This is a genomic window from Brevibacillus humidisoli (genome assembly GCF_020923435.1).
In the GTDB taxonomy this organism is placed as follows: Bacteria; Bacillota; Bacilli; order Brevibacillales; family Brevibacillaceae; genus Brevibacillus_E; species Brevibacillus_E humidisoli.
On the sequence record NZ_CP087263.1, the window covers coordinates 4,153,349 to 4,164,909 of the forward strand.

Here is an 11,561-nt window from a genome sequence, read left to right on the forward strand (position 1 = left end):
GTGAACACCTCCATGTTTGTTCAAATTTGGGGTTGCTTACATCATCTGATAAACTCCTGTGTATGCAGGATTTGCTCCTGCTGTTGGTTGAAAGGCCCGTGTCATGGTTCTGGCTGTCTCGGCGGGCATAACAGGCGCCTCATAGTACCCCTTGGCGTTCATGTACTGCCAGATTTCATACGCCATTTGCTGACAGTTGTTGGCACTCAACACGTGCAGGGAACGAATGTCCGGATCGACGCATTCATTGGCCCACAGCATCCCCAACATCGAACCGGCCTTATGACTGTTTAAAATCAGGGTGCTGATGGTCAAGTCACTCATTTTTCTGGTGGCGTTGGTATTGGGGGCGGGCATCATCTGCTGTGGCTGTTGGGCCATGTGGGGATGGTGTTGGCCATGTACTTGATGAATACGGGTAGTAGTCAAGTCCGCACCTTTGTTGTGCAACAAGTTGACCGCCTGATGGTACGTATGGTCCATGGTCTGGATATGACGCCGAAGGATGCCTTGCAGATCGTGATCACTCGTCATTTCGGCGCAAAAAGCGTGAAATTCAATATCAGCCGTCAATTTTCTCAGCAGTTCAGTCGTTTCCATCAGTTCGTGCGCAGCCCATTGTCTCATTATTTGCCTGAACCTCCAACATTTTATTGTTGAGCTCAACAACAGTTATTATGGTGGAATCGATTCAAATTATGCACACAAACTGACCGCAACCAATGATCGGAGACAGACGTCTATATGATTGTACGATCGTTCGCGCAAATCTACATTGATGGAGGATTTCGAACATGGCGTTACGTAAGTGGTTTATTCTGCTGTTGTTGTTTACCTTGTGCATTCCGTCTGTCAGCGCTTCCGCCCAAGCAGAAACGACAGGGATCAGCATCTTTTTGGACGGGCAAAAAATAGAGAGCGATGTCCCTCCATTTATCGACCCGAGCCTCAATGTCACCCTGGTTCCCCTACGCGTCATCAGCGAAGGTCTTGGGGCAACAGTCTCTTGGACGCAAAGCAGCCAAACGGCGACGATCCAGACGCCAGAAACAACGATTGCGATGACGGTAGGTCAGCAGCATGCTCTGGTCAATGGGGCCAGCATAGCGCTGGATGCATCGGTTCGGAACAAACAGGGACGGGTGATGGTACCGCTCCGTTTTGTTAGTGAACAGCTCGGTCTGTTGGTGGGTTGGGATCAGGCAACCCGAACCATTACCTTGCAATCAGGTGCAGCCGCACCTGTGCCCACACCTCCGCCCGATATTATAGGGGAGGAAGAAAACCGTTCTGTGCGAGGAGTTTGGGTTTCTACCGTCTACAATTTGGACTGGCCATCAGCCGAGTCTTATGACAATGCGGCCAAACAGCAGCAGGAGTACATAGCTTTACTAGATGACTTGCAAAGCATGGGGATGAATGCGGTATTTGTCCAGGTTCGCCCTGCTGCCGATGCCCTTTATCCTTCCTCACTGGTTCCCTGGTCCAAGGTGTTAACCGGAACGCAGGGAAAAGATCCGGGATATGACCCGCTCGCCTTTATGATTGAAGAGACACACAAACGCGGCATGCAGTTTCATGCCTGGTTTAACCCATTTCGAGCCAATACTGACACCAAAACGGACCAGCTAGCGCCCAACCATGTTGCCAAGCTGCATCCTGATTGGATTGTCACGGCTGATAACAAGCTGTACATCAACCCGGGCATTCCTGAAGCGCGGCAGCACATCATTTCCGCTATTCTGGAAGTTGTGAATCGCTATGAGATTGACGGCGTTCATCTCGATGATTACTTCTACCCCTCTGGCGGAACGTTCCCTGATGACGCTGCCTTTCAGGCTTATAACAGCAAACAGTTTGCTACCAAAGCGGAATGGCGCCGCGACAATATCAATGAATTCGTAAAGCAGCTTGGCCAAGCGATTCACAACGTCAAACCGCAGGTCGAGTTCGGGATCAGTCCGTTTGGCGTCTGGCGCAACAAGTCAACCGATCCAACCGGGTCCGATACGAAAGCCGGCGTAACCACTTATGATCACATGTATGCTGATGTGCGCACCTGGATTCGAGAAGAATGGGTGGATTATGTAGCACCTCAAATCTATTGGAGCTTCTCCTCTTCTGCTGCGCCCTATGCCACCCTGGTAGCCTGGTGGACAAACGAAGTGAACGGGACTGATGTGAAACTGTACATTGGTCACGCACCATACAAACTTGGTACACCTGAAGCCGGTTGGCATACCGCGCAGGAGATCATTAACCAGCTGCAGTACAATACGCAATACCCGGCAGTAGAGGGAGCGATCTTTTTCAGCGCCAAGCATCTGCGCAAAAACCCGCTCGGACTGGTTGAAGCGCTGAAACAATACTATGGGCAATAAAGAGGGAAGTACCGTTCTATCATCACAAGCATTCACCAGGGAGTGACTGCCTGCGGGCAGCCGCTCCCTTTTCTTACGGTTGTTCTCTCATCTGTCTGCCATACACATACAAGAAACAGCCTACAGCGACCACGATCGGGATCTGGATGAAAACTCCTACGAAGGGGTATGCGAGGGAGCACACAAGACAGGTGAATCCTGCCATCCCTTTCTCCATGTTAGATGGCAAAAGCTTGACCCCGGCCAATGCGCCCAATATATAGGTCGCGATCCCAAGTGAGTTGGGGATGTAGACCAGCTGCTCCAACCCAATCTCCCATGCGTAGGTCATGGTAAGACCTCCGATTGCAACCACACCGACGAAGAAGATCACACGAGAAGGGGTGGAATACTTCTCGTTCATCCAATAGAGCCAAGAAGGAGCCATTTTTTCTTCTGCCAGGGAATACCCCAAACGGCTGATTCCCGCAACAAACGCATTGGTCGTACCTAAGCAAATGATCAGGGCGACGATAGCTGTCGCATATCCGCCATTCACCCCTGTTGTCAACGTGATCAGTTGTACCAAAGAGGCATGATTCATGGACTGATTGATCGTATCCGTTCCAATCGAATAGGAGTGTGTGCCAATCACCGCAACCGCAGATCCAACGTAGACGATGCCGACTATGATTACGGCTCCTATCGTTGCCCTGACGATGTCACGCTTGGGGTTTTGAAACTCTGGAGCCAAACTGGTAATGGCCTCCCACCCAAAGAATGACCAGAAGATAAGCATCCCAGCTGTTCCTACAGATGCAATGGCTTCATCAGAGGTGAGGTTTATCGTCAGATTCTCCGCTTCAATCAGCGGGAGAGCCAACACAATGGTGCCGAGCAGAACCAACAAAGTCAGCCCACAGATGATGAGCTGAACCTTGCCGCTTGTTTTGATCCCCAGATAATTTGCCGTGACGGCAGCCAGCACGATGACACCTGCAGTGACAAAGGCCATTTCGCTCGGTAATTGAAGCGCATACGTCAGGTACATGCCGCCCGTCAACGGCACAATAATTTGTCCTACTGCAGCTGCAATAAAATAAAACCATCCAATGATGGCCCCCGCATATCTGCCGAATGCCTTTTCAACAAATGTTGCCACCCCACCTGCACTGGGATATTTCCTGGCTAAAAAGGCAAAGGTAGATGCCAAAGGCATGCCCAAACATGCCATTCCTACCCATGACAAGAGGGCGTTGGGCCCTGCGATCCCTGCTGTGATCCCGGGCAGAATCAGAATACCAGAGCCCACGACCGCACCTACATACAAGGCAATGCCCTGCCAAACCGAGATCGATTGGGTAAAAGGACTCATCGACTCTCACCTCCCTTTGCTTGTTTATCATTTCTGTTTGCCAGACGATGACGTCCGCAGCTGTCTTGCCTGTATCTGCTAAACCATGCGATGCAGAGGAGCGAAGACTGGAGCCAACCGCGACGGGTGCAGCTTGTGACTTAGTCCGAAGAACTCACAGAAGTTCATAATCAACGGACTCCACTTCTCGGGATCGATGTAGTTTTTTTCTCCCGCCATCAGGAGCTGTTCCTCAACATGAACCCGCACTATTTTTACTTCGATGGCGGCCAAGGAGCTTGGCTTTTCAAAATCATGAACCTGTTCAACCAGCGCCTCCAGCTGAACCGGGCACTCAGCCACGCGCGGCGGCCTCACCACCCCCGAAGGCTCCGGCGTTAGCCCGGCCACTCTAAACTTCTCCGGTTCGTAACGATATCCAACCTCTTCCTTATTCTTAGGTACCGGGTTTCTGCCCGTAAGCAGCGCAAGCCGATCCACCGCACCAACAAGGTCCGCCGAAGGAAGGTTCAAGACACATTGGCCCTCGCGCAGCAGATTCTGTACGGTTTGTGATTTGCGGCTCATCCCGAGCATGCACGACTGGTTAAGCCACCATGCCGAGGACATCGGAGCGAGATTGGCTGATCCATCTTCATTCAGTGTGCTGATGAGCACAACCGGGGTTCCAAAGTAAAGAATCTTCGGCTGAATATCTCTATGCATACATACACTCTCCTTCAAGGATATCGTGTTCGTCTCAGGTGACATCGTTTTGGCCACAGTGGTCGATCCGCCTACTTCCCATCGGTGGTCTGCCTGTGACAATAGTTGTACCACGTATGCTGCATTGACGTCTTTCGAGTTGTTGCTTTCCCATTCCGACTTTTGGTCCGCTGCTTTGCATCCATCCATTGCTTAACATGAAGCGACAAGAACCTGCTGGCCAAACAAAAAATAAAACAAGACCAACTGCGCAGCTTCCCGTACTCCATTGCAAAAAAAAGACCGCTGATCCGGAAATCCACGGATCGCGGTCACTTCGTCTTGGTCGGTCTTCTGTACAACACCCAACCAGCGGCTTTACCTCTGCCAACTAAGTAAACAGATGACGCAAATCAGAAGAATCGTGTTTTGATTAAGGTTGCCTCTACATCAGGAACCCAAAATAGATCACAGCAGCGAGGACCAGACGGTAGATCGCAAACGGAATGAGCTTGATGCGATTGATCAGCTTCAGGAAGAAGCGGATCGAGAGGAGTGCAAAAACGAACGCACTGATAAATCCGACGACAAAAAAGGGAAGCACGTCAATCGTAAACGAATCCCAGCTGTTAAGCAGCGATAAAAAGCTGGCACCAGCCATGATCGGGACTGCCATAATAAAAGTAAAATCAGCAGCTGCACGGTGACTCATCCCCAAGAGAACGCCCCCTGAGATGGTAGAGCCGGATCGTGAAAAACCAGGCCACAGCGACAAGCATTGCACCAACCCGACCAGCAGCGCTTGTCTATACGTCACCTGATCCACCGTCTCTGTCTTTGGTTGACGTGGACGGAACCAATCAGCTGCGATCATCAGTAGGGCACCAAGGACCAGCCCGATTACAACCGTCTCCGTAGAGAACAGGTATTCATCGATGTAATCGTCAAAAAGCAGTCCCAATATGCCAGCAGGAATGAGCCCGACCAGCACAGTCAGCAGGTTGAGATGCGGGCCGGCCGATGTTGTCTGTCCCGGCGTTTTTGCGAGTCCGAGCAGGTTCATAAACCGCCCCCACATCAGTACCACAACGGCCAGGATCGATCCCAACTGGATCACAATTTTGAATGTATTGGCGATCTCCGGCGAAAACATCTTTTTCGTCTGGAACAAAACATCATCGACGATAATCATGTGACCGGTGGAAGAAACCGGGGCAAACTCGGTCAGTCCCTCAACTAAGCCCAATATTAGCGCAACAAATGCTTCCCATAGATTCACTCAATTCACTCTACCTTTCCTAAATAGATCGGTTCATCGCCGATCCTCTTTAGCAACTTGTTTGCATCAATAGAAGCTTGATCGCATCAATCGATATCCGATCTGTTAAAATAGACCACGCTGGCGATAAAGCCAAGAACCGAAGCCGCAAGGACAGCAAGATAAGAATAATGCGGCGGATACTCCGGAACGAAACTGTCGTATGCGATCACATGCACCGCCGACCAGGGAAATAATACTCTGTACTCCGTATCAACAAGTGCAACGTTTACCATCGTAATAATAGCAGTGAAAATAATCGTCGGCACATAATTTTTAAACCACAATGATACGAAAGTAGTCGGGGTTGCCAGAAGGAAAAACAAGCTGGCCCCGATGATATATTGTTTCAACGACTGTAACAGCACGGCGGTGCTCAACCCTTCGAACTGCCCGACGAGCCCCAGCACGAGAGTTAGTCCCCAGGACAGCAACGTCAAGACCAAAATCCAGAGAAACACCAAGACCAGCTTGCTAGCAATCAGGCTTATTCGCGAAACAGGGATGGTTAAGAGATTTTTCAGGGTGTCTTCCGCATATTCACGATTAAACACATAAGCTGTAATGACGCCAAAGAGCAGCGTTCCGATCAACAGAATAACATACAGATTGGTATTGTAAAAAGAGACTTCAAACGTAATCGGCGTGTCAGGCTTTTCGCTTTTCATATGTAAAAACCCGATAAACATCATGATCGGTGCTGCCGCCGCTCCAATAACGCTGACGAAAAACATCTTGGCTCGTTTCAGTTTCAATAGTTCCGTGTAGATCAGATTAACCAATCCTTCCACCCCCGATTACTTTGATAAAGTAATCTTCCAGCCGATCTTCACTCATCGTCATCTTTGACACGTCAATGCCATGTTCGACAAACACTCTGTTCAACTTGCTCTGCTGGCCGATGTGAGAATAGATACGGATATTCCCTTCGTCATGCACCTCATATTCAAAAATCTGAAAGTGCTTCTCCAGCAGCATCGCAGCTTTATGGTCGTTTGATACCTGAAACTCAAGGTATTTCCGATTCCTTTTCCGCAGTTCCTCAAACGAGATCTCTTCGAGCAGCTTCCCCTGATGAATCACTCCGATATGATCTGCCAACTGTTCTACTTCGGACAAAATATGGCTGGAGATGACAATCGTGATCTTCCGTTCCTGCGCAAGCGATTTGATCAGTCTGCGTATCTCCTTAATCCCGATCGGATCTAAGCCATTGCTAGGCTCATCGAGGATCAACAGCTCTGGGTGGTGCAGAATCGCTCTGGCGATCCCCAGCCTTTGCTTCATGCCTAAGGAAAACTTGCCGACCAACTTTTTGGTTTCCTGGTGAAGTCCGACGATCTCCAGGGCTTCCTCAACTGCGTTTTTCTTGTGAACTCCCATCAGTTTTGCATTGATGAGCAGGTTTTCTCTAGCTGTCAGGTTTTCATAGAAGCCAGAGAACTCAACAATAGCTCCGATTCTCTTCAGAATCTCTTTGTGGTGCTGAAACAAATCCTCTCCGAATATCTCAATTCTTCCCTGAGTGGGCTTGATTAAGCCTAGCAGCATGCGAATCGTCGTCGTTTTGCCCGCGCCATTCTGGCCAAGAAAACCGTAAATCTGTCCTTGCTGCACATTCATCTGCAGATTGTCTACCGCTTTCTGGGTCCCGTACATTTTCGTCAGATTTGTCGTTTTGATGATCGTAGTCATCGGCTACCTCCCGTCTCCCATCATGCCCTCAACAACAGCTCTAGTACCATGATAAACAGGCGGTTTTAACTGCCTCTTATCAAATTCTTATCTATTTCTTAATCTTTGGTTCTGCAACGTTGCTTTGGGGATAGAACATCGAAACGAGGTTCTTGTTCCAGGATTGCTTTCCACCCAGATGGCGCCCCGGTTTTTTTCCACCAGCGCTTTGGCGATAGCCAGACCTAGGCCGCTTCCCCCCTGCGAGGAACTTCTCGATCGATCGGTTCGATACATTCGTTCGAACACATGAGGCAGATCATCTTCTGAAATACCCGCTCCCTTGTCCCATATGCTCAGTTGATAGTCTGTGGCCGTCTCTATCAATTCTACCCCTACTACTTTGCCATCTTTGCCATGCTGCAGAGCATTCTTGAGCAGATTTCGGATGATTCGCAGCATGCTGAGGCGATCTGCAACGATGTGACATTTCGTGTCGGGAATCGCAGCGTTTAGGTTGATCCCCTGTTTTTTCATCTCAGGCAAAAACTCAATGACCGACTCCCTTGTGAGCTCAGCAAAATCGAGTGATTCCAGCTTGAACGAGATATCGTCCGCATCCAACTTGGCCATCTCAAAAATCTCGTCAATCAGATCCTTTAAGGAGAGTGCCTTCCGGGATAGAATCTCAAGATATTCGCGTCTTTCTTCGTCAGAGATCGCGATCCCATCTTTGAGCGCATCAACATAGCCAATGATCGATGTCACAGGAGTCCGAATGTCATGGGAAATGTTTGCTAACAGACTCTTTCTTGCTGCCTCCGATTTGACCGTTTGGACTTGGATTTTAGCGGTTTGTTCGATCAATTCGTTGATGGCAAAGATGACTTCATTGAACCAACGGCCGTGATCGGCCAATAATCTGGTGTTGACATTCCCTTGGATCGCACGTCTTAGCGCTGCAACCATGCTTTTTAAGGCAGATAGGAAGTGGATTCGGGCGACCAACAACATCGCCGTTAGCGCGAACAGTGCGGCAAACAACGCTGCTTGCGCGATTCCCAGAGAGTGATCGTTCACCTGCACGATGAAAAGACCAGCGATCAGGAAGCTTTGCAGGAGGGTCAGCACGATCCACTTGTCATGAGCCATCTGATCCACCTACAAACTTGTACCCTATCCCCCATACCGTCTGAATCAACTTCGGATTGGACGGGTCATCTTCTATTTTCTTTCGCAGCTTTCGAATATGAACCATCACCGTATTGTCATCTTCCAGGTATTGAGTGCCCCAGACATTGCGGAAAATCTGTGTTTTGGTAAACACCTGTTCTGGATGGGAGGCGAGAAACTTCAGCAGCTCAAATTCTTTGGCCGTCAAGAATACCTCTTCTCCCGCTTTGCTCACCTTGTACTTTTTTACATCCATGGTGATGCTGCCATACGTGATCGGCGCCTCTTGCGTACTGCGATCACTCCCCAGCACCATAAACCTTCTCATGTGCGCTTTGATCCTGGCAACGAGTTCATGGATGCTGAATGGCTTCGTAATATAATCGTCTGCTCCGATACTTAATCCAACAATCTTGTCTACCTCTTGATCCTTGGCTGTAAGCATGAGAATGGGAATATTGGTTTTGTTGCGCAGCCGTCTGCATACCTCGATCCCGTCTATCTTGGGCATCATCAGATCCAGCAGGATCAGGTTGTGTTTGTTTTGATCAAACAAACGAAGAGCTTCCTCTCCATCTGCGGCGACATCTACCTGATATTTCTCCTGTTCCAAATATTTTTTGACCAAATCCCGAATCTCTTTTTCATCGTCGGCTATCAGTACATGAATCTCTTCCATATCGTTCACCTGCTCATTAAAAATCATCTCTTCGTTTAATACGTTTTTCCGCACGTACTGTAGACAATGGTTCGAAAAAAAAGTCCATCCCATACCGGGATGAACTTTCGGGATCACTTTATTTGCCCCGCAAACATAGCAGTGGTGAAGGGAATCACAGCATTCGCATTTATCGCTGCTTGTTACGATCTGCATAGATGGCCATCGCGTCACGCATGAATTGGGCCAAGCCTTCACCAAACCTGTCGATATTTTTGGTAAAGCGTTCATCATCCACATACATTTGACCCAATCCTTTAAAAGCTTCTAGAGAGTAACAACCCATGGTGTTGAGGAAAACGTACCATTCTTTGATGGCAGCCTGTGCCTCTGCTGACTCCGGAGAGTCATGGCGAAGAGACGCCAGTTTTTGATAGATGGCATTCATTTGACTGCCCATCGCTTCTTGTTCCGCTTGCGACATGTTTTTGATCTTGGCGTTCGTCTTGTCAACTGCCTCATCTCCCCAACGCTCGCGTGCCTCTTGCTCATATGGGTTGTGCCGGAAGTCGAATCCCTCAAATTTTTCTTCGTTTGTCATCTGAATCTCTCCTTTCATGTGCCGAATCGTCTTGTCAATCGTCGCAATCATCTTATCGAGCTGGCTGCGCTTCTCCAGCAGCATGTTCCGCTGCAGCTCCAACGCCTCCCGCCGATCAAACGAGGGACTATTGACGATTTCTTTGATTTCCTTCAAAGGGAAGCCAAGCTCTCGAAAAAACAAGATCTGCTGCAACGTCTCAAGATCCTGGTCGGAGTAAATGCGGTAACCGGACTCGGTTGTCTTCTCCGGAGTGAGTAAGCCAATCTCATCGTAATGATGAAGTGTGCGCACACTAATGCCAACCAAGTCGGCTACTTCCTTTACTCTCATTGTTCGGTGACCTCCCTTCTATCCTCACGATATCGTATCACGTAACGTGAGGGTCAATAGGGAAATAAAACGTTCCCTTCGTGATTCTTGTTTGCCAAGTAGTTTAGATTCTGCTTGCTTCGGGAATTAACATGAAAGTAAATGATTGCTACCCGGTTGGGTTTTTATACACACCTGCCATTATTATGGTCAAGTTATACTTGCCAAACACTGAATGTTCCGATTTATCCTAACATGAAAGGGGATATCAAATGAAGCTAGCAGGAATTGATGTTGGGAACGATAGTGTCAAGGTTGTTCTTGACGGATCGACTCAGCCTATTGTCATTCCCAACATAGTCGCTCCCGGTCACGACAGACACATTCTGCAGAATGAGGAATCTCCACTGCAGGCGCTGGATGTCACCATTCACAGCCCCAAGCTCTCGATGAAAGGAGAGCGCTACTTTGTCGGTTTGTTGGCTACGGAGAACCTTGACAACGTGGAATTGGACGAGAGCGAAAACAAGGCGGTCTCGGATCAGAGCCTCGTTGTCGCGCTAACCGCCCTAGCATATGCTGGTATTATGAACCAATCTGCATCAGGTTTTTCATCCAATCACTATGATGAAGTTGCGTATTGTATTGGAACAGGACTCCCCGTGCGGACGTACGCTAACTATCACAAGACGTTCGAGGATAGGTTGTTGGGAGAGCATGAGGTGACGTTCCTGTCTACACCAAAACTGCAAAACCACAAAGTGAAAGTCAACATTAAACGAGCTGTCGTGTCAATAGAAGGTGCGGCCGCACTGTTCCATATGGCGACGAATGACACGTTTCAGGTCAGAGATGAAGAATTGTATTACGGATGCATCGGAATATGTGAAATCGGAGCGTTAACCACGGACTTCCCGGTAGTGAAACGGATGAACATCGACAATCAGTTCAGCACCGGAGAGCAGATCGGTCTCGCTGTGTACATCGACGCCATCATCCGCGACGTAGAGGATCAATACGGTTATCGTTTCCCCAGCCGAACGAAGTTGGTTCAAAGGATAAAAGAGAAGAATTTTATGATTCAACGGATTGGTGAAGGGCAAGCCGACATCAAACCGATCGTTGATACATACTTTACCCGTGCCGCCCAAAAAATCTTTGGGTTGATTAAAAAGCGATGGAACAAGTTTCCGGATATTCATTGCTTTTATGTGATTGGCGGAGGTGCCGCGGCCCTGGAACCCTACATTAAAGAAGCGGCTGGTACGGTCAAGTTGCGATTCGTGGAGGATAGCGAACTGCAAAACGTTTATGGGTATTTGAAGCTGGCGAAGAGTAAGATGAGTCAAGCCCAGGGAGAAAGGAAATCATTTGACCATTCCAGCCCTCTCAACTGATCGGGGGAT

The 11,561-nt window shown here is 48.9% G+C and carries 11 protein-coding genes; 2 read left to right on the plus strand and 9 right to left on the minus strand.

Annotation, left to right across the window (positions count from 1 at the left end):
- Positions 1-36: 36 nt before the first annotated feature.
- On the minus strand, positions 37-627 hold the full coding sequence (locus LOK74_RS20205; protein WP_230043790.1) for a spore coat protein: 591 nt from the start codon (positions 625-627) through the stop codon (positions 37-39).
- Between the two features lie 167 nt (positions 628-794).
- On the opposite strand from LOK74_RS20205, the gene LOK74_RS20210 reads away from it, so the two are divergent.
- The gene (locus LOK74_RS20210) at positions 795-2,381 is read left to right on the plus strand and encodes a family 10 glycosylhydrolase (protein WP_230043791.1); all 1,587 of its coding nucleotides are present in this window, start codon (positions 795-797) and stop codon (positions 2,379-2,381) included.
- A 73-nt stretch (positions 2,382-2,454) separates the two neighbouring features.
- Here LOK74_RS20210 and LOK74_RS20215 read toward each other — a convergent pair whose 3' ends face one another.
- The 8 genes from LOK74_RS20215 to LOK74_RS20250 all read right to left on the minus strand — a co-directional run bounded on the left by LOK74_RS20215 (position 2,455) and on the right by LOK74_RS20250 (position 10,176).
- Positions 2,455-3,735 carry an APC family permease gene (locus tag LOK74_RS20215; RefSeq protein WP_230043792.1) on the minus strand — a complete coding sequence of 427 codons (1,281 nt, stop codon included), beginning with the start codon at positions 3,733-3,735 and terminating at the stop codon, positions 2,455-2,457.
- Positions 3,736-3,813: 78 nt separating this feature from the next.
- The gene (locus tag LOK74_RS20220) at positions 3,814-4,440 is read right to left on the minus strand and encodes a flavin reductase family protein (protein ID WP_230043793.1); all 627 of its coding nucleotides are present in this window, start codon (positions 4,438-4,440) and stop codon (positions 3,814-3,816) included.
- Between the two features lie 424 nt (positions 4,441-4,864).
- Positions 4,865-5,698: an undecaprenyl-diphosphate phosphatase gene (locus LOK74_RS20225; protein ID WP_230043794.1), complete on the minus strand. Its 834-nt coding sequence runs from the start codon at positions 5,696-5,698 to the stop codon at positions 4,865-4,867.
- Positions 5,699-5,784: 86 nt separating this feature from the next.
- Positions 5,785-6,519: an ABC transporter permease gene (locus LOK74_RS20230; protein ID WP_255679472.1), complete on the minus strand. Its 735-nt coding sequence runs from the start codon at positions 6,517-6,519 to the stop codon at positions 5,785-5,787.
- On the minus strand, positions 6,512-7,432 hold the full coding sequence (locus LOK74_RS20235; RefSeq protein ID WP_230043795.1) for an ABC transporter ATP-binding protein: 921 nt from the start codon (positions 7,430-7,432) through the stop codon (positions 6,512-6,514). Before LOK74_RS20235 ends, LOK74_RS20230 begins: the two co-directional genes overlap by 8 nt.
- A gap of 87 nt (positions 7,433-7,519) precedes the next feature.
- Positions 7,520-8,563 (minus strand): sensor histidine kinase, encoded by a 1,044-nt coding sequence (locus LOK74_RS20240; RefSeq protein ID WP_230043796.1) that lies wholly within the window; start codon positions 8,561-8,563, stop codon positions 7,520-7,522.
- Positions 8,553-9,263 (minus strand): response regulator transcription factor, encoded by a 711-nt coding sequence (locus LOK74_RS20245; RefSeq protein WP_230043797.1) that lies wholly within the window; start codon positions 9,261-9,263, stop codon positions 8,553-8,555. The genes LOK74_RS20240 and LOK74_RS20245 overlap by 11 nt, the downstream gene beginning before the upstream one ends.
- 169 nt (positions 9,264-9,432) lie before the next feature.
- A complete protein-coding gene (locus tag LOK74_RS20250) occupies positions 9,433-10,176 on the minus strand; it encodes a MerR family transcriptional regulator (protein ID WP_230043798.1) in 744 nt (247 codons plus the stop codon).
- Positions 10,177-10,427: 251 nt separating this feature from the next.
- Here LOK74_RS20250 and LOK74_RS20255 point away from each other — a divergent pair, with 251 nt between their 5' ends.
- A complete protein-coding gene (locus LOK74_RS20255; protein WP_230043799.1) occupies positions 10,428-11,552 on the plus strand; it encodes a ParM/StbA family protein in 1,125 nt (374 codons plus the stop codon).
- The last annotated feature ends 9 nt before the right edge of the window (positions 11,553-11,561 follow it).

Bases quoted from the DNA above. Each gene is read 5' to 3' on its own strand.
- LOK74_RS20210 (WP_230043791.1), top strand. From the start codon at position 795: ATGGCGTTACGTAAGTGGTTTATTCTGCTGTTGTTGTTTACCTTGTGC.
- LOK74_RS20255 (WP_230043799.1), top strand. From the start codon at position 10,428: ATGAAGCTAGCAGGAATTGATGTTGGGAACGATAGTGTCAAGGTTGTT.
- LOK74_RS20250 (WP_230043798.1), bottom strand. From the start codon at position 10,176: ATGAGAGTAAAGGAAGTAGCCGACTTGGTTGGCATTAGTGTGCGCACA.
- LOK74_RS20220 (WP_230043793.1), bottom strand. From the start codon at position 4,440: ATGCATAGAGATATTCAGCCGAAGATTCTTTACTTTGGAACCCCGGTT.
- LOK74_RS20205 (WP_230043790.1), bottom strand. From the start codon at position 627: ATGAGACAATGGGCTGCGCACGAACTGATGGAAACGACTGAACTGCTG.
- LOK74_RS20240 (WP_230043796.1), bottom strand. From the start codon at position 8,563: ATGGCTCATGACAAGTGGATCGTGCTGACCCTCCTGCAAAGCTTCCTG.
- LOK74_RS20235 (WP_230043795.1), bottom strand. From the start codon at position 7,432: ATGACTACGATCATCAAAACGACAAATCTGACGAAAATGTACGGGACC.
- LOK74_RS20215 (WP_230043792.1), bottom strand. From the start codon at position 3,735: ATGAGTCCTTTTACCCAATCGATCTCGGTTTGGCAGGGCATTGCCTTG.
- LOK74_RS20245 (WP_230043797.1), bottom strand. From the start codon at position 9,263: ATGGAAGAGATTCATGTACTGATAGCCGACGATGAAAAAGAGATTCGG.